The sequence below is a fragment of the Antarctobacter sp. genome, assembly GCF_048262615.1.
Classification (GTDB): Bacteria; Pseudomonadota; Alphaproteobacteria; order Rhodobacterales; family Rhodobacteraceae; genus Antarctobacter.
On record NZ_JBLXFB010000034.1, the window covers coordinates 1 to 22790 of the forward strand.

Annotated in this window: 23 protein-coding genes; 3 read left to right on the forward strand and 20 right to left on the reverse strand. The window is 65.1% G+C overall.

Annotation, left to right across the window (positions count from 1 at the left end; all coding sequences use genetic code 11):
- On the reverse strand, positions 1-800 hold an 800-nt coding region (locus ACN0S5_RS21655), incomplete at its 3' end, for an alcohol dehydrogenase catalytic domain-containing protein (protein ID WP_417211189.1).
- A gap of 169 nt (positions 801-969) precedes the next feature.
- Here ACN0S5_RS21655 and ACN0S5_RS21660 point away from each other — a divergent pair.
- On the forward strand, positions 970-1575 hold the full coding sequence (locus tag ACN0S5_RS21660) for a hypothetical protein (RefSeq protein ID WP_417211190.1): 606 nt from the start codon (positions 970-972) through the stop codon (positions 1573-1575).
- A gap of 6 nt (positions 1576-1581) precedes the next feature.
- Here the strand turns inward: ACN0S5_RS21660 and ACN0S5_RS21665 are convergent, their stop codons facing one another.
- Positions 1582-2616, reverse strand: coding sequence for a quinoprotein relay system zinc metallohydrolase 2 (locus ACN0S5_RS21665; RefSeq protein WP_417211191.1), 1035 nt, complete (start codon positions 2614-2616; stop codon positions 1582-1584).
- 121 nt (positions 2617-2737) lie between these two features.
- Between ACN0S5_RS21665 and ACN0S5_RS21670 the strand changes: the two genes are divergently transcribed.
- Positions 2738-3559, forward strand: a complete 822-nt coding sequence (locus tag ACN0S5_RS21670) for a quinoprotein dehydrogenase-associated SoxYZ-like carrier (RefSeq protein ID WP_417211192.1) — start codon at positions 2738-2740, stop codon at positions 3557-3559.
- Between the two features lie 21 nt (positions 3560-3580).
- On the opposite strand, the gene ACN0S5_RS21675 is transcribed toward ACN0S5_RS21670, so the two are convergent.
- The 16 genes from ACN0S5_RS21675 to ACN0S5_RS21750 form a co-directional block, all read right to left on the reverse strand.
- Positions 3581-3931, reverse strand: coding sequence for a hypothetical protein (locus ACN0S5_RS21675; RefSeq protein ID WP_417211193.1), 351 nt, complete (start codon positions 3929-3931; stop codon positions 3581-3583).
- Positions 3928-4593, reverse strand: coding sequence for a hypothetical protein (locus ACN0S5_RS21680; protein WP_417211195.1), 666 nt, complete (start codon positions 4591-4593; stop codon positions 3928-3930). The genes ACN0S5_RS21675 and ACN0S5_RS21680 overlap by 4 nt, the downstream gene beginning before the upstream one ends.
- Positions 4594-4609: 16 nt before the next feature.
- A complete protein-coding gene (locus ACN0S5_RS21685; RefSeq protein WP_417211197.1) occupies positions 4610-6865 on the reverse strand; it encodes a hybrid sensor histidine kinase/response regulator in 2256 nt (751 codons plus the stop codon).
- Positions 6862-8034: an FIST N-terminal domain-containing protein gene (locus ACN0S5_RS21690; protein ID WP_417211198.1), complete on the reverse strand. Its 1173-nt coding sequence runs from the start codon at positions 8032-8034 to the stop codon at positions 6862-6864. Before ACN0S5_RS21690 ends, ACN0S5_RS21685 begins: the two co-directional genes overlap by 4 nt.
- A gap of 7 nt (positions 8035-8041) precedes the next feature.
- Positions 8042-8767 carry a LuxR C-terminal-related transcriptional regulator gene (locus ACN0S5_RS21695; protein WP_417211200.1) on the reverse strand — a complete coding sequence of 242 codons (726 nt, stop codon included), beginning with the start codon at positions 8765-8767 and terminating at the stop codon, positions 8042-8044.
- Between the two features lie 86 nt (positions 8768-8853).
- On the reverse strand, positions 8854-9408 hold the full coding sequence (gene gfa / locus ACN0S5_RS21700) for an S-(hydroxymethyl)glutathione synthase (RefSeq protein WP_417211260.1): 555 nt from the start codon (positions 9406-9408) through the stop codon (positions 8854-8856).
- 151 nt (positions 9409-9559) lie between these two features.
- Complete coding sequence (locus ACN0S5_RS21705; RefSeq protein WP_417211201.1) at positions 9560-10762, reverse strand: hypothetical protein; 1203 nt, start codon at positions 10760-10762, stop codon at positions 9560-9562.
- Positions 10759-11433: a tetratricopeptide repeat protein gene (locus tag ACN0S5_RS21710; protein ID WP_417211202.1), complete on the reverse strand. Its 675-nt coding sequence runs from the start codon at positions 11431-11433 to the stop codon at positions 10759-10761. Before ACN0S5_RS21710 ends, ACN0S5_RS21705 begins: the two co-directional genes overlap by 4 nt.
- Positions 11430-12326: a VWA domain-containing protein gene (locus ACN0S5_RS21715; protein WP_417211203.1), complete on the reverse strand. Its 897-nt coding sequence runs from the start codon at positions 12324-12326 to the stop codon at positions 11430-11432. The genes ACN0S5_RS21710 and ACN0S5_RS21715 overlap by 4 nt, the downstream gene beginning before the upstream one ends.
- Complete coding sequence (locus ACN0S5_RS21720) at positions 12323-13288, reverse strand: VWA domain-containing protein (protein WP_417211205.1); 966 nt, start codon at positions 13286-13288, stop codon at positions 12323-12325. Before ACN0S5_RS21720 ends, ACN0S5_RS21715 begins: the two co-directional genes overlap by 4 nt.
- Positions 13281-13646, reverse strand: coding sequence for a hypothetical protein (locus tag ACN0S5_RS21725; RefSeq protein WP_417211207.1), 366 nt, complete (start codon positions 13644-13646; stop codon positions 13281-13283). Before ACN0S5_RS21725 ends, ACN0S5_RS21720 begins: the two co-directional genes overlap by 8 nt.
- Positions 13643-14545: a DUF58 domain-containing protein gene (locus ACN0S5_RS21730; RefSeq protein WP_417211209.1), complete on the reverse strand. Its 903-nt coding sequence runs from the start codon at positions 14543-14545 to the stop codon at positions 13643-13645. The genes ACN0S5_RS21725 and ACN0S5_RS21730 overlap by 4 nt, the downstream gene beginning before the upstream one ends.
- Positions 14542-15498, reverse strand: coding sequence for an AAA family ATPase (locus ACN0S5_RS21735; protein ID WP_417211212.1), 957 nt, complete (start codon positions 15496-15498; stop codon positions 14542-14544). Before ACN0S5_RS21735 ends, ACN0S5_RS21730 begins: the two co-directional genes overlap by 4 nt.
- Positions 15499-15584: 86 nt before the next feature.
- Complete coding sequence (locus ACN0S5_RS21740) at positions 15585-16511, reverse strand: hypothetical protein (protein WP_417211213.1); 927 nt, start codon at positions 16509-16511, stop codon at positions 15585-15587.
- Positions 16512-16843: 332 nt separating this feature from the next.
- Positions 16844-17926, reverse strand: a complete 1083-nt coding sequence (locus ACN0S5_RS21745; RefSeq protein WP_417211215.1) for a ParB/RepB/Spo0J family partition protein — start codon at positions 17924-17926, stop codon at positions 16844-16846.
- On the reverse strand, positions 17923-19230 hold the full coding sequence (locus ACN0S5_RS21750) for an AAA family ATPase (RefSeq protein ID WP_417211218.1): 1308 nt from the start codon (positions 19228-19230) through the stop codon (positions 17923-17925). Before ACN0S5_RS21750 ends, ACN0S5_RS21745 begins: the two co-directional genes overlap by 4 nt.
- Positions 19231-19702: 472 nt before the next feature.
- Here ACN0S5_RS21750 and ACN0S5_RS21755 point away from each other — a divergent pair, with 472 nt between their 5' ends.
- Complete coding sequence (locus tag ACN0S5_RS21755) at positions 19703-20407, forward strand: DnaA N-terminal domain-containing protein (RefSeq protein WP_417211220.1); 705 nt, start codon at positions 19703-19705, stop codon at positions 20405-20407.
- A 10-nt stretch (positions 20408-20417) separates the two neighbouring features.
- On the opposite strand, the gene ACN0S5_RS21760 is transcribed toward ACN0S5_RS21755, so the two are convergent.
- The gene (locus ACN0S5_RS21760) at positions 20418-21095 is read right to left on the reverse strand and encodes a response regulator transcription factor (protein WP_417211222.1); all 678 of its coding nucleotides are present in this window, start codon (positions 21093-21095) and stop codon (positions 20418-20420) included.
- A gap of 9 nt (positions 21096-21104) precedes the next feature.
- Positions 21105-22685 (reverse strand): ATP-binding protein, encoded by a 1581-nt coding sequence (locus ACN0S5_RS21765; RefSeq protein ID WP_417211224.1) that lies wholly within the window; start codon positions 22683-22685, stop codon positions 21105-21107.
- Positions 22686-22790: the final 105 nt, after the last annotated feature.

Genomic DNA, 22790 nt, shown 5'->3' on the forward strand with positions numbered 1-22790 from the left:
TTGCCGGTGGCGTCAAAGGTATAGTCCGCGCCGCCTTTGGTCAGGTCGACCAGATGCGCCACCAGATCGCCCTCGACCTTGGAGGGGTTCACGAAATCGGTCAGGCCAAAGTGGCGGGCCATTTCCTCTTTGTCGTCGTTCAGATCGACGCCGACAATCTGGTCGGCACCCGCAAGCCGGCACCCCTGAATGACGTTCAACCCGATGCCGCCCAGTCCGAAGACCACCGCGCGGCTGCCGATTTCCATCTTGGCGGTGTTGATCACCGCGCCGATGCCGGTGGTGACGCCGCAGCCGATGTAACAGACCTTGTCGAACGGCGCGTCCTTGCGGATTTTCGCCAGCGCGATTTCCGGCACAACCGTGTGGTTGGCGAAGGTCGAGCAGCCCATGTAGTGATGGATCGGCGTGCCATCCAGCATCTTGAACCGGGTGGTGCCGTCGGGCAGCAGCCCCTGCCCCTGTGTTGCGCGCACCTTCTGGCAGAGGTTCGTCTTGGGGTTCAGGCAGTATTCACATTCCCGGCATTCGGGTGTGTACAGCGGGATCACGTGGTCGCCCACTTCAAGCGAGGTCACCCCCTCGCCCACTTCGATCACGACGCCTGCGCCTTCATGGCCCAGAATCGCCGGAAAGATGCCCTCGGGATCGTCGCCCGAGCGGGTGAACTCATCCGTGTGGCACAGGCCGGTGGCCTTGATCTCGACCAGCACTTCGCCCTTGCGGGGTCCGTCCAGTTCGACTTCCATGATTTCAAGAGGTTTGCCGGCTTCTACAGCAACGGCAGCACGTGTACGCATCGTCATTTTCTCCCTTCCGCGATCCAGCCGTTTTGCGGGCCGGACGCGTCCTCGGGGGTCAGTATGGTGGCCTGTCGTATACCGAACAATGCAGACTATGGTGGGCATTGGGCAGCCGTGGACTTGACCCGCCCTATCGGGCATCGTTCGCGGCGGGAGGAGACACGGAATGGTTTACGCCAGAATACTTGCACTTGTCGGTCTGGGGCTGGCAACGCCTGCGCTTGCCGCTGATTTTTCGGACCCCACATGGCCCTGCATCCAGCGCAAGGTCGAGCGGTTGTCGGTCGGCCTGATGTGGGCGAATCCGGTGCCCGAGACCCTGCCGGACGACCTGCGCGATGACGTGCAGGCGCTTGCGTCCAAGCTGGCGGTGCGCCGAATCGCCCTTGAGGACTTGCGCCCGGATGTCGCCGCCTTTGCACAGGCCCATGAGGGCGATGCGGATGTGCTGGGTCTGGTTTTCGAACAGGTGTTCGAGCGCCTGTCCCGCCGCCGCAGCCGCATCATCGCCGGGATCGGGGATTTCTCGCAAAGCCAGATCGCGCTGAGCGCCAAGATCGAGGCCGCGCGCACCGAGATGACCGCGCAGATGGCCAAGGCGGAACCGGACTTTGACCGGGTGGATGTGCTGGAGGAACAGTTGGACTGGGACCAGTTGATCTATTCCGACCGGCAGCAGAACATCACCTACCTGTGTGAGACGCCGACCCTGCTGGAAAAGCGTCTGTTCGGCATCGCCCAGTTGCTTCAGGCCGAGGTCAAGGACAACTGACCCCGGCTACTCCCATTCCAGCTCGGTAAAGGCGACGGTGGCGTTGCGGGGATTATAGGCGTCGAACAGGTGCCAATGCGGGGCCTCACCGGCGGCGATGGTCTGCACCGCGTCGCCCAGCCGCGTGCCCGCGGCAATGGCGGCGCGGGTGTCCGCCAGCAGTGTTTCAAGGTAGTGCTCCAGCGCCTCGGCCCCCTTTGGCCATGGCAAAGAGGCCGCGCCGTGGCCCGGCACAACCCGCGCGGCGGGCAGCCCCCTGAGCGCGGTCAGGGCCGCCTGCCAGCCCAGCACGCTGCCATCCAGCGCCGGGGCGTGATCGTGAAACAGCAGATCGCCGGCAAACAGGGTGCCGGTGGTCGCATCATAGACCGTCAGGTCGGTGGGCGAATGGGCCAGCGGCCAGGTGGTCACCGTTAGCACACGCCCGCCCAGATCCAGCGTGATCCCTGAGTCGACCGGCATCGTCACCGTCGGCATCCGGGTGCCCAGCATCGGCCCCACTCCGATCAGACGGTTCAGGCTGTCCAGATAGTTCGCCTGCCGGTCCGCAAGCGCGCGCGACAGGCGGGCGTGGCCGACCACCTCGGCCCCCGCCTCGGCAAAGACCGGCGCGCCAAAGACGTGATCGGGGTGCATATGGGTCAGGATGACATGGCTGACCGGCTTGTCGGTCCGGGCGCGGATCGCCCGCCACGTCGCCTCACCGATCCAGCGGGCAGAGCCGCTGTCGATGACGGCCACGGACTCGGCCCCGATAACGAACCCCAGATTGGACACGTCGCCCCGGTTGTCGGGGTCAGGTTCCTCGATCAGGCCCGCATGGACAAAGACGCCCTCGGCAATTTCGACGGTCTCCAGACCCTCGCCGCCGGGCTGACACAGGGGCGCGGAGGGGACGCCAAACGCGGACAGGTCCGGCGGGGACGCGCTCAATGCGGCCTCACAACGCGTCAGGTCAGCCGCCTCATAGCCGGGCAACAGCGCCGCGCGACAGGGCGCTCCGTCCAGCCCGGCGCACAACATCACCACCGCTTCGAACATGACATTTCCCTCCCCCGATGCGTGGCGCGCGAAATCGTGAGCGACACAGACGAAACGCCATATATCAGAAAAAGTGAAACTGTGGCATGGTCCCCGGCGTACCCATGCAGGAGGAGGAGGCATGGCTAATCCAGCCTTTGTTACGGCCGTTCTGGCAGCATTGCTTGCCGGACCGTCACTGGCCGACACGCCGATCACCAACCCCTTGACCGCCAGCGCAACCTGGGACGATCTGCGCCCGGACGTTGTCGGCGATGTCACGCTGGCCGATGGCAGCGCGATCATCGGCGTCGATGCGCCTTACCGCGCGCATGACGCGGCGACGGTGCCGGTGGTCCTGCGCCAGCTGGACTCGGCGCTGCCGATCACATCCGCCACCGTGGTGATCGACGAAAACCCGGCCCCAGTCGCCGCCGTCATGACGTTTTCGGACGCGATGGCCCCGCTGGAGTTCGAACTGCGGGTTCGGGTGAACCAGTATTCCAACCTGCGGGTGATTGCGGAAACCGCGCAGGGCCTCAGCATGTCGGGGCGCTACGTCAAGGCCTCTGGCGGCTGCTCGGCCCCGGCGACGCGGGACCCGGAACTGGCGCTGGCGGGCATGGGACAGATGAAACTGCGCCTGTTCGACGAGCCAGCCATGTCAGCCATGTCCACGCCGCGCCGCGAGGCGCAGATCATGATCCGCCACCCGAACTATTCCGGTCTTCAGCGCGATCAGGTGACGCAACTGTTCATCCCGGCGCATTTCATCGACCACATGGAGGTGTGGCAGGGCGATGATCTGCTGTTCACCGTCGATGGCGGCATCTCGATCTCCGAGAACCCGGTGTTCCGGTTTTCCTACAATGACAACGGCGCAGAGATGCTGATCGTCAAGGCGACGGACACCGAAGGCAACAGTTTCAGCCGCGAACTGTCCAAGGCGGCGGCGCAGGGCTGACCGCCCTGCCCCATCCCCTGCTCAGAAACAGATCACCTCGGCCTCGGCCTGCGCGCGGCGCAGGTCGACCACCAGCGCCTGCGCCGCAACCGCGCTGTTGAAGACCGCCATACGCTCGCCCCCGGTGCGGCGCATGGACAGCACCGTTTCCGCCTGCAAATATCTTTCATACGGCAGGATCGAGGCGATTTCGTCGATCGAACAGGCGCATTGTTCCAGCACCTGACGGCTGCGCCCGTTGGTGGCCATGCAGGCAAAGACGTAATCCGCCCGCGCCGCCGTGGGGTAGTCGTTGTACTGCTGGGCGAGGTCCTGCGCGCCCGCCGCCAGCGGCAAGGCGGAGAGGATCAGGGCAAAAACCGCGCGTTTCATTCCGCCCCCTCCAGCACGTCAAAGGTGATCTTTGACCGGTAAACCGGGTCGCCCCCGGCCCCCGGCGCATCGGCGGTCAGCGCCAGATACCACCCCGGAACATCGTCGGACATGACCACCTGCAATTCCAGATCGCCAAAGCCCTGCATCCGGTCGCGGTTGGGGTCTTCGCGGAACGGGTACAGGCTGATGGTGCGGGTGGCGATGGTGCGGCCGTCAAACTGCGCCTCGCCCTCGACCACATCGCTTGGCTGGACCAGCGCCTCTTTCACCCGGTTGCGGATGTAGAACGGGCTGCCGCCTGCGGATTCCGCCATGTCGCGGATCACCGATTCGTAGAAATACATGATCATCGGGTTGCCGACGCTGGCGGGAAAACGGCCCAGCCCGCGCGTCTTGCCGTCTTGGCGGAATTCGATCTCGGCCAGCCCCGGCTGGTCGGCGGAAAAGCTCAGCGCGATATCGCCGCTGTCGCGGTCGCCCGCCTCTGGCTTGAGCGTGTTGGTCACGCTGCGCTGATAGACCAGCGTCGCGTCGCGGCTGACCTCGTTCAGCGTGCCGTTGCGGAACAGCAGGTCATAGGTTTCGGTCCCGTCCAGCGACTTGGCGGCGGCGGGCAGTGCCACCAGCAGCGCCAGCGCAAGTGTCAGATGTTTCAGCATGAGTTTGGTTCCTCCCTCAGCCCAGAGTATGCCCCTGCCCGGCGGTGTCATGCGCGACTTTCGGCTGCACTGCGCTGGCGTGGGCCTGCACCTTCCATTCGATCAGCGGGCGCAGGCGCGACAGTTGCACCGGCTTGGTCATCACGGTGAAATCCATCTGCTGACCGGCCCGCAACAGGCTTTCGCGGCGGTCGGCGGTGATCATGATGGCGGGCACATTGGTGCCGGTCAGACCGCGGATCGCCTCAATCGCGCGCAGCCCGGTGTCGCCGTTGTCCAACTGGAAATCCACCAGCATGATGTCGGGCGGGATGCCCATGTCGCGCACAAAGCTCAGCGCCTCCTCGGTCGAGGCGGCGGGCAGCACGCTGGCCCCCCATCCTTGCAGGGTCTGGGTCGTGGCAAACAGCACATCGGCGTCGTTCTCAACCACCAGCGCGATGTGATCCAGCGGCAGATCACTGGCATGGCGCACCGCCTCCACCGGTTCAACATCGTCGATATGATCGCCGACCAGATCCATTTCCACGCAGAACACCGACCCGACGCCCAGTTCCGACGACATCCACAGCCGGTGCCCCAGATGGCGGCAGGTGCGTTCGACAATCGACAGCCCCAGCCCGACGCCGGAGCCGACCGGCACATTCCCGGCGCGGGCGAATTCCTCGAAAATGCGGCTCTTGTCCTCTTCGTCGATGCCGATGCCGGTGTCCCAGACCTGTAGTTCCACCTTGTCGCCGCGACGACGGCAGCCAAACAGCACCTTGCCGCCCGGATCGGTGTACTGGATCGCGTTCACCACAAGGTTCTGGATCGAGCGCAGCAGATAGACCGGATCGGAGCGCACGTAACAGCGGCACGGCACCATCTCCAGCCGCACGCCTTTCTGATCGGCCAGCGGGCTTTGGTCCTCGAACACCCCTTGCAGGATGTTGCCAAGGTTCAGAATGCTGGGCGTCACCGCATCGGGATCGTTGCTGTCGAGGCGCGAGATATCCAGCAAGGCGTGCAGCAACTGCTCGATAGAGGTGAACGCGCCTTTCAGGCGTTCGGTCTGCGCCGCATGGGGCGATCCGGCAGTGTTCTGCTGCAAGGTCGCGATCAGCAGTTTGGCGGCGTTGATCGGCTGCAACAGGTCATGGCTGGCGGCGGCCAGAAAGCGGGTCTTGGAGGAAACCGCCGCCTCGGCGCGTTCCTTGGCAAGGCGCAGTTCTTCTTCAACGCGGGCCTTTTCCTCATATTGTTCGGTCAGGCGCAGGTTGGTGCGGGTCAGTTCCGCGGTGCGTTCCTGCACCCGGTTTTCCAGCATCTCGGTGGCGCGGGCCTCTAGCGTGACGTCTTTCAGTTCCACCAGAAAGCCGCCATCCGGCAGCATGTTGGCCTGTAGGTCAAATACCTTGTCGGTGCCGCTGCGCACCCGCCGCCGGAACCGCCCCGACCGCAACAGCCGCGCCTGCCATTTGTCCACCAGCGCCAGCGAGGCATCGGCGATCAGCCCGCGCTGGGTCAGGAACTCCAGCAGGCGGTGCAGGGTCATGCCCTTTTGCACAGCGGTGTAGGGCAGACCCAAAAGCTGGCGGAATTGCAGGTTGTGCATCATCACTTCGCCGGTCGGCGAAAAGGTACACACGCCCGAGGTCATGTTTTCAAACACCGCTTGCAGATAATCCGCCTGCCGGTCGATCAGACGTTCCTTTTCGACCCGGTTCTGCCGCACGATAGAGGTGATTTCCGTCAGCAGCAGGATGCGGTTCCCGGCCGAGGTCCGCTCCATGTTCAGCCGATACCAGCGGTCCTTGGTCAGCTCGATCACCACCGACAGCGTCGGCGCGGTCATGTCGGCGGGTTGGATTTTCCGGTCCAGCGACAGCACCAGTTCGCTTTGCGCCAACAGGTCGAAATATTCGGTCAGGCCAAGGCCCGGCCGCACCCTGTCCGACACATCGCCCAGCAGGTGCTGGAACAGGTCGTTGCAGATATCCAGCCGCTTGTCGGTGAACAGGGCCAGCCCGTCGCCCATCGCCGACAGCGCCTCGTCCAGATTGCGGCGGGTGCGTTCGCGTTCGAACCGGACGCTTTCCAGTTCGGTGGCGGCGCGTTCCAGATCGCGGGTCTTGGCGGCGACCTGCGCCTGCAATTCGATGGCCGACTGAAAGGCGCTGTAGGCGGTGGTCCCGACCTCGTTCTGACGGGTGGCGCGGCGCACCAGCGCGGCGATGATCTTGGACTGCCGTTCGACCTGAATCTCGGGCGCTTCGGTCGCGTCGATCATGCCCACGGAGCGTGGCTCCCGTCGCGCTCAAAGAAGGCGACGCCGACAAAGGTCTGGTTCATGTGCAGCCCGCAATGCTGCTCGCCATAGGTGTTGAAGCCCAGAACGCGGTTGCGGCGGAAAATCTCGGACACCCGGCCATCCAGCTGCTTTTCCTCGAACTCCAGCTTTCTCAGCACACAGTCGAAGGCAATGATGAAATCCGGCGACCGCCCCGCCGCGTCGCGCACATCCAGTTCCGCCTCCAGCGCCTCGATGACGTCCTTGCCCTTGCCCAGCATCATCACCAGCCCGTCGTCGATCGCCGCAAGGAACGACAGCGACTGATCTTCGGTCAGGGCAAAGACCGCGCGCACATAGTGTTTGTCGTTGTGGCAGACCAGCATCGGGTTTTCGGCAAAGACCTGCGGGGTCAGATCCTCGACCGCGCAGCCGATCAGCCGCGCGTATTCCTGCGCCGCCGGAGCGCCGTTGATCTCATGCACCAGACGCTCTTCGGCGTTGGCCTCGGTGATCACAAGCTGCGTGCCGTTGGGCAGGAAGTGGTCAAAGCTGAGGCCCTGAAACTGCAAATCCGTTTCCACCATCAGCAACAGCGCCGCATTGCTGCGAAAACTGCCGTTGTGCAGGATGAATGTCTTGCCAAAAACCAGCCCGTCCCCGGCGGACCCGCCAAAGACCGGGATACCGTCCAGCGCCGATTCCAGCACCGAGGCCAGCAGATCCTCCTGTTTCGACAACCCGTCGGCAAAGACCAGGGCCAGCCGGTTCCAGCCCGGCGTGCGCGGGAACTGCGCGTTCTGGCGTTCCACTTGACTGATGATCGGGGCGATGGCCAGCGGCTTGAGCGGCGCAAACAGGATCGAGGCGCAGCGAAAGTTTTCCTTGCGGAAGGCGATCAGCAACAGCGTCTCTGTCTCATAGCCCTGGGTGGTGATCTGCCCCGCCGTGGTGCAACCAAACACCGGCACGCCGTCCAGCCTGTCGGTCAGCGCCTCGGACAGCACGTCCAGATCCAGACCCTGCGGCACCAGCGCCAGCACAAAGCAGGATTGCGCCGGGTCGATCCCGGCGGCGGCCTCTTCGACGGCCTGCCGCGCATCCCGCGCGGCAGACTGGGACACCGTCACAAAGGTCGGGCGTCCGGGATAGGTCTCGGTGTCTTTCATCGTGCGTCTACCGGCAAAGGAAAGAGATCGCCTCCGGCTCCTCCACCGCCTCCAATGCCTGCGCGTGCGCGGCCTCGACCATCAGCGCCGCCTGCGTGCGGTTGCTGACACCCAGACGCCGCAACAGCGCCGTGATATGCGCCTTGACCGTCGCCTCCGCCAGATCCAGTTCATAGGCGATCTGCTTGTTCGCCTTGCCTTCGCGGATCAGCTTCATCACCTTTTGCTGCTGCGGGGTCAGCGCCGCCAGCTTGGGGTGGACGTTGTCCAGCAGATCATCAGGAGGCGCCTTCGAGCGCGCCTGACGATAGTCCTTTGGCACGTATTTCCGCCCCGCCGCGACCTCTCCGAGCACGGTCTGGAACACGTCCGCAGGCGTGTCCTTTGGCAGAAAACCGGCCGCACCCTCTTTCATCAGCGAGGCGACCAGAACATGCGAGGTCATCGACGAGATGACCAGAATCGGAACATCCGGAACGCAGGACCGCAAGCTGACAAAGCCCGAGATGCCGTTCACGTCCGGCAGCATCAGGTCGAACATCACAAGATCCGGATCGAACCCCTGTTCCAACACCTTCAGCGCCGCCGCAAGCGACCCGGCCTTTTCGACCTGACAATCCGCAAAGACTCCCCCCAAAGCCGATGCCAGCGCGTCGCTGTACAAGGGATGATCGTCAACAATCAGCACCGAAGATATTTTCTCCTCCGGTGCTGCAACCTCAACCAGTTGCATAGCAGTAGCCTCCCTGTGCAGGAGGCTAGCTCGGCAGATCATTTTTGCAACCGTTTCACGCCTCTGCCGGTCAATTTCTGCCGGTGTCAGGCGCTCTGTTTGGCGACATGCGCCGCGATCAGATCCATCAGCGGCGGCGAGAGGCAATCATAGGGTTCCAGCGACAACTCTCTGAGACGACCGCGAATTTCATCCATCCGCGATGGCTCGACCCCGGATTCGATGATCGACGAGACAAAGGCCGCAAAGGTCGGCGCGGCCCAGCCGCTCTGCGAGGACAATTCCGTGTGAACAAAGTCCAGCCCGTGAAACGGATGCCCGGTGTTTTCGATGCGGCCCACCATATGCGTTCCGCAATCGCGGCAGGCGTGGCGCTGGATGGCCGCCGAGGGATCGACAATGGACAGTTTGTCCGCGTTCTCCGTCACCTTGACGTTGCTGCGCGCGGTCACCGCGATCTGGCTGAAAATCGCGCCTTTGGGCTTCCAGCATTTGGTGCAGCCGCAGACGTGGTTATGCGCCGTCTGGCCGGAAATCTCGACCACGACCGGGCTTTGCGTGCATTTGCATTTCAGGGTTCCGCCGCCAAAGTTGGGCGATTCGGGCGGAATGCCCCGATCGACCTGCGGATGAATTTTCACATGTGTGTATTTCGGTGCGCTGGCGGCGGCTGTCTCTGCCCCGCCGCCGAATAGCTTGTCCAGTAGTCCCACGTCCGTATCCTCCCGGCTGCTGCGCGTCTTCTGTGTCGCGCTGGGGTCAAGCCTCTACCTGCCGGGACGGTCTGGCAATTCAGCGCTTAGTCTTAAGCCGCGCGTGGCTGCGGGCAAAGGATCGGGCAAAGGCGGACAGGTCCGGCGCGGGCCCGTTTGGCGCAAAAAGCGCCCGGTCGAGGTCCGCCAGCAGGCGGTTTTCGTCGGCGGCGTCGCCATCGCGGCGGGCCAGAACGCGGGCCGCGCGGCGGACCCCCGACGCCTGCCCGGCACGGGCCGCGCGCCGCAACTGCCGCACATCGGGATCAAGGATCGGAAAGCGCCGCACAATGGCTCGCGGCTCCAGCCGGTGACGGGACAACCCGCCGACCAGACCCAGCACAAAGACCAGCCCCGCAACCAGCGCCACCGGCCAGCCCGGCAGGGTCGTGGCGCGGGCGGGCGGGGCCACCGGCGGCAGCGCGCTGTCGTCATAGGCCACCCGCTGGGCCGAGATCGTGACATCGCGCAGGACCCGCGCATCGGTGTCGAAATAGCTCAGGTGCAGCGGCTCGACGATGGTGGAATAGGCGTTGCCGGGGCGGATCGTCCAGCGCCAGAAGGCATAGGTCACCGGCCCTTCGGGGGACAATTCGATCAGGCGTTTCTCCGGGTGGGCAAAGACCATGCCCGACGGCGAATAGAGATCCGGCATCGGCGGCACCATCTCGGGCGTCACGCCGACGGCCTTGATCCGGATCATCCGCAAAACGCCCTCCCCCGCCTTCAGCCGGTCCGGGGCATTGGACCACTGGTCGGAAATCTCGATCCGTTTGGCGGGAAACCACCAGCCGTCCCCGGCCAGATCCGGCGGCGGCGCAACCGTGACCGTCACCGGGGCCGAGGTGATGTCATGATCGAACCAGTCGTCGCCCTCATCCGTCAGCGTCAAATGGTGGGTGAACGGCCCGATGGTCAGCTGTCCGGGCCGTTCGGCATAAAGCGCCATCCGCCGTTCCATCACCTTGACGGTCTGGCCGTTCAGGCGTTCCTCGCTCCATCTGTCGGGGCCAAGCTGGGTCCAGTTGAAGCCCTCCAGCGACGGCTGTTCCAGCCGTTCGCGGGTGATGTGGCGGCGATAGACGCCGCGGATCAGAATGGGGATCATCTCTCTGGAATAGGGCGTCGCCTCTTGTTCCAGCACCGTGACCGTCAGGGTCAGATCGCTGGCGTCGACATCGCGCGACTGGGCCAGCGCGACAGCGGGAACCAGCAGGGCCAGCAGCAGAACGATCAGCCTCATCTGGGGTCCTCCGGATCGGGCGGTTGCAGTCCCAGCGCCTTGCGCCGTTTGCGCTCATGGGAAATCCGCGCGGCCAGATAGTCCCCCGGCACATCGGCAAGCTGTTGCAGCCAGCGGTCGTTGGCCATCATGAACCGGTCGTCAAAGACCCGGCGCACCGCCTGACTGGCATGGCTGCGCAGCTCGACATTGCCCAGCATGGCAGAGGCATTGGTGACCTGATCCCCCATCCCGGCGGCGCGCGCCTTGCCCTGCGCCACAAAGGACTCCTCGATCACGCCTTCCTTCTTTTCCCCGAACAGGCCCAGCACCTCGGGGTCGATCCCCAGAGAGGCGTAATAGGCGGCGATCAGGTCGAAATTGGCACGCGCGTCCTCATCCCCGCCGGGAATGACGCGGTCATAAGCCTCTAGCGCGGCAGAGTATTTGCCGTCCCGCGCCTGTGCCGTGCCAAGGTTGTAATAGGCGCGCGCGGCGTCAAACGACGCCGCCGACTCGGCAAATGCCCCGGCGCGGAACTGCGCCACGGCGCGCCACTCCGGGTCCTCGAACAGCGGTGCCGCCGCCGAGGGCAGGCCCACCGCCAGCAGCACCCGGCCAAAGCCCGAAAGCCCCCCCAGCGCCAGCGACAAAACCGTCGCCAGAACCGTGATCGCCGCCAGCGCCCTCATGCCGCCTGCCGTCGGAACAGCAAAAGCATCGGCACCAGCGCCAGAACCAGCAGCACCCGCCCGACATCCCGCCAGAACAGCAGCGGATAGCTTTGCTGTTCCAGCCGGTCCCGCGCGTTCTGCGACAGCCAGTCGGACAGCGCGTCGGGGGCCTCCAGCGACATCAGCACGCCGCCGCCAAGGGCGACATGGGTGTCCATCGCGGGCGTCGCCGCGCCCACCGCCACCACGCTCAGCCGCGCCCCCTGCCCGGCGATCCGCTCTGCCATCCGCAGGCTGTCCTGCCCCAGCCCCGCGCCATCGGTAAACAGGATCACATCGCCCGCGATCACCGCTGCCTCGGCCAGCATCCCGGCGGCCAGATCAAGGCCCCGCTCTGGTCTGCTGCCGGGGTCGGGCACGGTCTCTGGCCCGATCAGCGACAGGGTTTGCCCCAACTGCACATGATCCGCCGTCAGATCGGTGGCGACATAGGCATCCCCGGCAAAGACCACCATGCCCGCAGGACGCGCGCCCAGCGACGCGATCCCGAACCGCCCCATCGTAACCAATTCATCCCAGCGCGGGTCTTCGGTGACGCTGGGTGAGGCGTCGAGCACATAGACCACCCCGTCAAGGTTGCGGAAGGACACCGCATCGCGCCGTTCTATCGCCGGACCGGCCAGCGCCAGCACCGCCAGCGCGGCGGCCCCAAGCGTCGCCACCAGCGGCAGCGCCTCACGCCGCGATTCGATCCGGCCCAGCGCGGCCATCGCCCGCAGCAATTCTGGCCGGGTGGCGCGCTCCCAGCCGCCAACCCCGCCCTGACGGCGAAACAGCCACCAGCCAAAGCCCGCCAGAACCGGCAGCGCCAACAGCCACAGCGGGCGCAGCAGGGTCACGTCCCAACTCATGCGCCCTCCTCCCGCCATGCCAGCGCCATGCAGCCCAGCAAGGCCAGCGCCGCAGGCCAGATCCAGAACTCGCGATAGACCTCGGCGGCAAGGCCGTCGCTGTCCGTCGCCTCCAGCCGGTCCAGTTCGGCGGTCACGGCGACAAGGTCATCGGTGGTTTTCACCCGGAAACTCTGCCCGCCGGAAATGTCGGATATCGCCCGCAGAGTGGTGGCGTCGACCACCCCGCGCTCGCCCTCCTCGGCGGTGGTTTCGTCCTTGGGGCCAAGGGCGATGGTGTGGACCCGCACGCCCATTTCGGCGGCCAGTTGCGCCACCCCCTGCGGGTTGGTGGCGCCCGCGTTGTTCGCCCCGTCGGACAGCAGGATCACAACCCGCGTGGCGGCCTCGGATTTGGCCATGCGTTTCAGCGCCAGCCCCAGCGCGTCCGAGATATTGGTGGCGCGCCCGGAAATGCCGATTGTGGCCTCTTCGATACGCCGCGCGACCGCCTCTGTGTCAAAGGTAAAGGGCGTGGCGTAATAGGCCTCGGACCCGAAGACGATCAGCGCCACCCGGTCCCCGGCCCGGCGGCGCGCGAAATCCGCGCCCACGGCAACTACCGCCTCCAGCCGTGTGACCTGCGCGCCGTCCATGTAGAAATCATCGCGCACCATCGACCCGGACAGGTCCAGCGCAATCGCCAGATCGCGGCCCGATACCTTGAGCGCGTTGACCGGCTGCGGCATGCGCGGGCCGCTGATCGCCAGCACGGTCAGCCCCCAGATCAACCATGGCAGGATCTGACGCAGCAGCTTTGGCGCGCCCCCTGCCCCGCTCCGCCCCGCCGCGATCAGCACAGAGCCGATGTGTTCCGGCACCGCCAGCGCCGCCCCGCCCGCGCGCATCGGCGGCAACAGGCGCGCCGCCAACAAGGGCAGCGGCAACAGCAGCAAGGCATAAGGGGTGGCAAGCTCAAACATGGCGCTCCAGCGCGGCACGCAGGGTGGCCGTGTCCGGGGCCGTGTCGGGCCGGTACAGCGCCTCCCGGATCGAGGCCAGATAGTCCGGGTCATGGCGTTTCAGGAGGGTGAGAAACCCGATGCGCTGCTCGGCCTCGGGCAAGGGGGCCAGCGCGTCGATCTGCTGCGACAGGTCGGGTTTCGGGGCCGGGCGGGTCAGGAACGGGCGCAGCAACAGCGCAACCACCAGCGCCAAGGCCGCCGCAAGGGCGATGGCGGCGGCCAGTTCCGCCCAGACCCCGCCCGCCGCCTCGGCGGGCAGCCGGATGCCCCGCAACGCCGCCTGAAGGGCGGTTTCGCTCAGCGCCTGATCGTTCATGGCGCCCGATCCGCTGGCAGGTTGGCGGCCAGCAGGCGGGCGGTCTGTTCGACGCCGCTGCCCGCATCGATCAGCAGCGCCGCGCGCCCGCAAATCGTTTCCGTCTCGTGCTGCGTCTGCGCGTGCCCGGACAGGGACACCCGCAACCGGCGGCCATCGGACAGCCGGATCGGATAGCGTCCCTTCGGCAGCTTGCCCGCCGCCGCGTCGGTGATCCGGATCAGACGCGGCACCCGACGCCGCGCCAGTTCCGCCAACCGTTGTTCCATCCCCTGCCCCATGTCGTCGAAACCGGACGCGATGATCACCTCGGACCCCAGCGGCGCAAGCCGTTCCAGCCCCGACATCGCCATGTCCAGCGATCTGTCCGCAACCGTGCCCGCCATGACCGACTGCAAGGCCTGCTCATGGGCGCGCACCAGACCGCCGATCACGTCCAGAACCCCGCGCACCCGTCCGCGCGGCGACACCGCGACCTGCCCGTCCGGGGTCAGCGCCAGCAACCCGACGCGCCCGCCCTCGGACACCCCTTGCCAGCCGATCAGCGCCAGCGCCTCTGCCGCCGCGACCGACCGGAAAGCGCGCGAAATCCCCCAGAGCATCGACGACCGGAAATCCGCCACCAGCAGCGTCACCCGGTCGCGCTCCTCATGGAACTGGCGCACATGCAGCGCGCCGGTGCGCGCGGTTGTGCCCTTGTCCAGATGGCGGATATCGTCGCCGCTGACGTATTCGCGCACATCGGCAACCTCATGCCCGTGGCCCTTGCGGCGGGTGGCAAAACCGCCGGGCAGCGCCGCCAGAACCGGCTCTGCCCGCGACCGCAACGCCACTTGTCGCAAAGCAATCAGCGAGGCCGCCTCCAGCGCGACACCCGTGGCCCGTAGCGCCGCGGTCATAGCGCCTCGACCACGTCAAGGATCGCGGCCACCACATCGCGCGCGCTGCGCCCTTCGGCCACCGCGCGCCATGACAACACCATCCGGTGCGCCAGCATATCGCCCGCCAGATCGGCCACATCCTCGGGCAGGGCAAAATCGCGGCCATGGATATAGGCGCGCGCCTTGGCCCCGGCGGCCAGCGACAGCGATCCACGCGGCGACACCGCGTGTTCGATATCCACCGCCAGCGGCCCGGACCGGGTCGCCGTCACCAGACGGACGATGTAGTCGCGCAGTTCCGGCGACAGATGCACCGCCATCGCCTGTTGCCGCGCCGCGTGCAGCGCGGCCAGCGATATGGGCTCTGCGGCAAGGGGGGGATGGGTCGATTCCGCCTCGACCAGATCCAGAATGCGCCGCTCTGTCTGCGCATCCGGCAGGTCAAGGTTCACATACAGCAAAAAGCGGTCAAGCTGCGCCTCCGGCAGGGGAAAGGTGCCGTCATGTTCAATCGGGTTCTGCGTGGCCACCACCAGAAACGGGTCCGGCAGGGCGTGGGTCTCATTCCCGGCGGTCACCTGATTTTCGGCCATCGCCTCCAGCAAGGCGGATTGCACCTTGGGCGGAGCGCGGTTGATCTCATCCACCAGCACCAGATTGTGAAACACCGGACCGGGCACAAATTCAAAGGTGCCGGTCTGGGGCCGGAACACCGGCGTGCCCGTCAGGTCGGCGGGCATCAGATCGGGCGTACACTGGATGCGGGCGAAATTGCCCTCGACCGCGCGCGACAGCCATTTGACCGCCCGCGTCTTGGCCAATCCCGGCGGCCCTTCCACCAGCAGATGACCCCCGGTCAGCAGCGAAATCAGCAGCCGTTCGATCAGGCCTTCATGGCCGATCAGACCTTGCGACAAATACCCCAAGAGCGGTTGAATTCCCTCTGGCGGGGTGTCGGGCATCGCGTCCATGTCTCCTCCCATCCGCCGGTTCGGCGGCCTTTTGACGCGAATCCTACCCCATCCCCCTGCCCCGGCCTATTGAGTCGTAAGTCGCATTATTGGTTGACCGCACGACAGTCGGGATCAAGGAGCAAGGCAAAGCGCGGATCGGCCCGTGTGACCTGTGTCAGCGCGTCGAGCGTGTCAAATTCACTGTCAATGAAATCGATAAACGCCGGGTCCGTCGTCTGGTCCACCGGCGACCGCGCAACCGCATGCATCATGAAGACGTCAAACTCACACAGCCGCGCGGGATTGGAACTGAGCAGCGCCCGCATAAACGCCGCCGAGCCCCACGGAAGGCGATGGATATTCAGCGGAACCTCTTGAAGTTTCGAGGAAAATTCAGGCTTCCGCCGCAGCATAAGGATATCCATGCCAAAGGTGAAACTCTGGAACAGCTCTTCGATCAGGATTGAGCGGTAATAGGTTTCCTCCAGCGATCCGGGCCGCGCCTTGGCCTGCTGGACCAGCATATGCGTCACCATCCCGCGCTTGCCGAAAAAGGTCTGCGCCATGGCGGGCGACGATGAGGAATAGCGCCGACCGCTAGGCAGACCCAGTTGATAGGCGGCGTTCATCCAGTTCAGATCATCCGTCAGCAAGTGATGCGGCGGCACCCCGGAATACAGCCGCAGAACCGCCGTCCGGCCCTGTCCGCACATATCCGCGCGGGGACCGGCGTACCGCATCGGCAGCGGCTTGCCAAAGACATGTCGGGACAGGTCGCTGAACGTGGCCAGCACTTTGCGCGTCTGCTCTGTCGGGCGATCCCCGACCAGACACAGCGCGACCCCGGACATGTCACGCCCGTTGATGTGGACGGGGATGGACATGTCCCGGCCCAGCATCGTTGTGCGCAACTGATAGTTCCACCCGGTCCGCGCCAGCGCAAGAAACCCCTGCCGGTCGGCGGCGCGGCTTTGCGATCCGGTCACGGTAACCAGCGCGGCAAGAACAAGCAGGGACAGCAACCATTTCATTCCGCTACTGTAGCTTGAAGCCGCCGCAGGTCTACTTTGTCCGCAGCGATGCCCGCCCTGCCCGCGCAATCGTGATCGGGACCCGTCTGAGGCGGGGCCGACAACAGCGGCCCCAAAGGCGGCGACCCGGACCCACAGAAAGTTTGAGAGTTGTGTGATACAGGCCGCCGCAGAATCCTTCGGAAGGATACAGTCGAGATCGGAACACCGGTCTCTGGCTGAGGGGCCTTCTGTCAAACTTTGCGGCGGAATCGAACTCTTATTTTGTGAGAGTGGACACTTCACCGCACCACCCGCCCGCGACCTTACCCGTGGGTAAGGTCGCGGCGCGTTCAATCCTCCAGCGCCGCGTAAAACGCCGCGATGGCCTGTTCCAGTTTGCGCCGCTCGATCGAGGAGAAATCCCGGTTGTCGCGCAGTTCCAGCCGCCCCTGAGAGGCGCTGCATTTGGCGACGCCATCGCTCAACGGCACCTGAAAGGTGGTCTTGGCCTGACGCGGTCGCGGCGCAGAGGATGGCACCTTACCCGTGGGTAAGGCACCCGCGCCTTCGGCAAAGCCGCGCAGAATCTCGATCTCGCGCGCCGCATCCCGGCCCGGTTCCGCCTTGAGCGCCAGCGCAACCCGGCCCGTCAGATCGTCGTCGCGGTCCATCCGGCGTTTAAGCTCAACCCCGACATTGCGCGGAATCTCTTGCGGATGCTCCAGCACCTTGTCCAGCCGCATCAACAGTTCGGCAAAGGCGCGGATATAGCTGCGCTTGGTATAGCTGGCCGATTTGAACAGGATCGACACCGCGTCCGCGACCTCGTGACAGTCGTTGTCCAGATCGGCCACGTAGCGGCGCGCCAGCGTGGCCATCTCGGCGAACGAGATATCCTTGCGGATCAGGTTTTCATCCACCATGCGGCGATAGCTGGTTTCGGTCTGCGCCTCTGCCGGAACAATCCCGGCGGGGATCGTGGCAAAACCCGCATCGCCGGTCTCTTCCAGCAGCGCGCGATAGGCCATCAACCGGCGCATCCCTTGGATCAGTTCGTATTTGCCATCGTCGCGGGCCTCGACCCGGATCGGGTTGGACAGGCCAATTTCGCGAATCGAGGTTTTCAGTTCTGCGAGTTCCTCGTCCGCACCGGGTTTGCGATCCCGCAGCAGGCGTTCGGTCAAAACGCTGTCCAGCGCGATCCGGTCAACGATCAGGCCCTCACGCTTGAGGCGCACAAACTCGGATGCCAGCCGGTCGTTTTCCTCACGAATGGTCTCTTCGGCGGCCTTGCGGTCGCGCAGCGAGCTGGCGTTTTCGTTGATGGCAGAGGCCATCGGCCCCCGGCGCAACGCGCGGTCGGGGGTCTTGCCAACCTCCATCGCCCCCATTTCGGGAATGTCGATGTCGAACATTCTGCGCTTCTTGGTCATTGGTCGTCCTCCATCTGCGCCCATGCGTCATGCACGGTCTGGCGGAATTCCTCATAGGCGGAGTCGAATGTAGACCGTGCTCTGCGCCAGGTCTCTCTGGTCATCTCCCGGTAATCCATTTCGTAAACAGAGTTCAGGAATCGCCCGGACTGCTCGACCGCGCGGGTCATTTCCACCGGGTGTTCGGTGACGTGATCGCCCCAGACCTTGCGAAAGGCCTCCTGCATCGCGCGGTGCAGATCATTGCCCGGCTCATAGCGGGTCAGCAGAAAGCGGATGTCGTAGAACGCCTTGGGCAGCGCGATCTTACCCGTGGGTAAGGTGCCGTCGAACCCGGCCGAGAGATCCTCCAGCGCCTCGGACAGTTGCCCGACAAAAGAGGTGGTGCTGTCGTATTCCCAATAGCCCGGACCGGAGGGGACATAGAGGATGTCGGCGGCAAAGACCGCGTTCATCGACTGGTAGCCGATGGCCGGCGGGCAGTCGAAAATGATCATGTCGTAACTGTCGTCCGGGATCTGATCGAGGTAGCGCGACACAGCAGCAAAGAACGACCATTCCGGGTTGAGGTGGCGGTATTGCGCGCTCGCGAACTCGACAAAGGCGGCGTTGGCGCAGGACGGGATGGCGTCGATCGTGGGCCATGAGGTGGGTTTGATAAAGTCACCGATGCGCAGGTCGCCAAGGCCCAGTTCGGTGATCGCGGCGGGCAGGTGGCGCTGGGGCAGGGCGGCGCCGGATTCGGCCCCCACAGGCCCGCGGTTCATACGCTCTGTTTCGCGGATCAGATCGCGGGCCATGACGCCCCAGACGGTATGCTCTTCGGACACGTCGGTCAGGCCCATGGAATGGCTGAGCGTGGCCTGTGGGTCAAAGTCGACGACCAGCACACGGTAGCCGTCCAGCGCGGCGGCATGGGCGAAATGCAGCGCGACGGTCGACTTGCCCGCGCCGCCCTTGAAGTTGGCGACAGCGGCGCGGATGGCGCGCTTGCCCGCCGGGCGATGGGGCATCAGGCTGCGCTTGTTGATCTTCAGACGGCGGCGCATCTCATTGATCTCTTCCAGCGAGAACCAGCGCTGACGGCCTTCCTGTTCGACCTCACCCATGGGCAAAGAGGGGTCGGCGGCCAGCTTGCCGCGAAAGGTGGACTGGTTGATGCGAAAGATCAGTTCCGACACTTCCCAGGACGAAAACCGCCGCAGCGTCTTTTCCAGACCCGGCGAAAAGGTCTGCTGGCGGATCCAGCCTTGCAGCTTCAGAGAGCGGTTCTGAAGAACGCCCAGATCAACGTGTGTGTACATGCTATGCCTCGCAGGACGGTTTTTCGGCTTTTCCTGTCATTTACGCTTAATTTGGCTTTGACGCAAAACCTTATATTGTCCGAGGGTAGGGCAGGGCGGTCTTACCCACGGGTAAGAAAACATGAGGAACCGGGGCGGCGGCCGATTCGGGCAGGGCAGGGAGCAGCACGCGCCAAAGTGCTTGGGGATGCCCCCACATATTGGGGGACAGGCGGAGCACCCCGGCGACCCATAGGGGGACATTTCCAGCCCATAGGGGGACAGACTGGATGTCCCCCATCACCTATATCTTCACCCATTTCTTTATTTGAAAGGGATGAAGGGGGCAGACCGAAACCGGCCCGCGTCTTCGATCGCTTGACAGAATCGGACGGTTGGACGCAAATTGGCCTCAAGTCCGGAAAAGCGTTGGCAGGCGTCGATAATCCGGGCATGACAGCCGGAAAGATCCGGCAACGAGGCGGAGCAGGTCATGCAGGTGGCAAAACCGGTCGGGCGCAATGCGTCCGCCCTGAAATACGACATACTGTCGGCGCTGGGGGTTTCGGCCCTGTGCGGTGACAAACATCGACAACGGCTTTTGCTGCGGCTGATGGTTTTGATCACAACCCGGTACAATTGGCAAAGCAATGAATTGTCGATGGGACGGGCCGAGATTGCGCGCCTGTGGTCCGTCGATGAACGCACGGTCAAACGCGAGATGGCCAAGATGCGCAGCGCCGGATGGGTCGAGGTCAAGCGCGCCGGGGTGAAGGGCCGGGTGACGGTCTACGCGCTGAACCTTGACGGGGTGATGGCAGAGACGGCGGGCAACTGGGACCTGATCGGCACCGATTTTGCGGACCGGATGGGCGACCGCCACGGCGGGGCAGGGGCGCCCGCGCACACCGCCGATCCCAAGGTCATCCCGTTCCAGCCGCGCGCGCGCACCGACGCGGCAGAGGGGGCGTGGGGGCAGGTGCTGGCGCGGTTGCGGATCGAGGCCCCGGCGCAGACCACCGCATGGTTCGGGCAATTGTCCGAGATGGCGCATGAAGGCGGGCGGGTGACGCTGGCCGCGCCCTCGCGGTTTGTGGCGGATTACGTGAGCACACATTTTCAGGCCCATCTGCTCAGGGCCTATGCGGCGGTCGATCCGGGCGTGCGCCGGATCGAGGTGGTGCCGGTCGAGTCGTAATCCGGCGGGATCAGGTCAGCACCGGGGCCAGTCCGTCGAGGCAGAACCCCTTGTTGCGCTGGGTCCGGATTTCAAAGCCCACGTCATGACCGGCCAGTTTCTTGCGAAGGTAGCCGATGTAGACATCGACGACGTTTTCGGTGCCCGACCCTTCGGCGGCCCAGAGGGTGTCAAAGATCCAGCCACGGGACAGCGGCGTGCCGGCGTGGGCCACCAGAATGTGCAACAGCGCAAATTCCCGCTCTGTCAGGGTGATGTCCACCTTGGAGTTGCGCAGGCTTCGGTCCGTGGCGGACAGGATGGCCGGTTCCGGGCGGCTGTCGCGCACGCGCTTTTCCTGAACCCTGATCCGCGCCACCAGTTCGTCGAAAGAGAAGGGTTTGACGATGTAGTCGTCGGCCCCGGCCTCCAGCCCTGCGGCGCGGTGGTCGACGTCTGACAGCGCCGACAGCATGACAATCGGCACGTCGACACCCGCCGCGCGGGCGGCGCGCACCAGCTCCACGCCATTGTCCGCGCCCAGCATCACGTCGCAGATGACGCCGGTAAAGGATTCGGCCGTCAGGCGGGCAAGGCCGCGATCGGCGCGGTTCTCGGCCTCTGTGTCGTAACCATGCAGCGCAAGGCCGCGGGACAGCGCGGCGGTGATGCCGGGGTCGTCGTCTATGATCAGCAGCCGGGGTGTCATGGGCGCAGTCTACGGCGCGCGGCGCGGCAATCGAACCGAAACTTTGGTGCCGGGTCCATCGCCCAGAGCATCGGGGCGGGGCAGGGGGCTTTGCAGCGTGATTGTTCCGCTCTGCGCCTCGATCACCCAACGGGCCAGCGCAAGGCCGATGCCAAACCCCTGAGAGCCAGAGCCGCGCGCAAAGCGGTCAAACAGGGTCGCGCGGTCCGGCGCGGCGACGCCCGGCCCATTGTCCGACACCGAGAGGCCGACAAATCCCGGTTCCTCGATGGGTTCCAGACGGATAACGCCGCCCTCACGCGCGTGGCGCACCGCATTGGACACCAAACCGGCCACCACCTGCCGCAGCCAGTTGGCATCGCCGGTGGTCGGAAGGGCGGGGGCGGGCACCACCTCCAGCCGCATCCCGGCGCTGTCGCATTCGGCGGCCACATCCTGCGCCACCTGGCCCAGGATGTCGGCCAGATCGACCGCGTGCAGGTCCAGCGCCAGTTCGCCGCTTTCGGACCGTGCGACGCGCAGCAGATCGTCGATGCGGCGGTTCAGGCGCTCTGCCCGGTCCTGAATCGTGGCAAAGGCGGCGTTTGCCTCGGCCTGTTGTTTCTGGCCGATCTGGGCCTCCATCAGGATCACCGTCAGCGGCGTGCGCAATTCGTGGCTGATGTCGGCGAAAAAGCGACGGCGGGTTTCATCGGTCTTGGCAAGCTGGTCATTGGCGGCGCGCAGTTCGGCGGTGCGCTGGTCGATGATCTCATTCAGGGCGGCGCGGTCCGCGCGCACGGCGTCTTCCTTTTGCGCCAGCGCGCGGGCCATGCGGTTGGTTTCGGAAAACAGGTGGCCGATCTCATCCGCGCGGGTTTCCGGCAGGGCGACGGCGTAATTCTGTGCCCCGATCTGGCGGGCGGCATCGCGCAACCGGTCCAGCCGCAGGAACTGGGGCCGCACCAGCCCGAGGTAAAAGGCCAGCGCGGTCAGGATCGACAGCGCCCCGATGATGAGGGCGATCAGCGACAGCGCCTGCCGCAAGCGTTCGATCCCCGACAGGATGTCATTGCGAAACAGGATCTCGGCGTTGACGGCCTGATTGAGCAGCGGGTCAAAGCCGGAGGCAAAGGCGTTGATCTGCGCCCGCAGGCGATCCACGTCGGTTGTCGCCTGACCCAGCCCGCTGACCGTGCTGTCCAGCAGCGCCTGCATCCGGGCAAGGCCCAGCGACTGGGTGGCATAGCGCGACTGTGCGTCCAGCCCCAGCGCCTCTACCTGCGTGACGGCCAGTTCCAGATCCGACCGCAGGCGGGTAAAGGTCTCTGCGATATTGCGGGATATGGGGGCGATCCGCTCTGTGCGGGCCTCTGCATCAAGGCGCGATTGCACCGCCTCTGTCGCGACCACCAGCAGGGTAGAGACCTGCGTGGACAGGATGGAATAGCGGGCGATGCGCGCCTCGGCGGCCAGCGCGGTTTCCAGCCGGTCAGAGACGCGGGTCATGCCGACATAAAGGGTGGCGGCGGTCAGCACGGTTCCGGCGGTCAGCAAGGCTGCTCCGCCGCCCAGTCGGGCTTTCAGGGACATCTTTCTGCGGCGCAGCATGATTTTCCGCCCAAGGTATCGGCATAACCGGAAAAGCTGCCGAAACATTAAGCGTTTCGTTTCGAAACGGGCCAGCCGCAGCAGCGCGGTTTCTTTCGTTTTAAG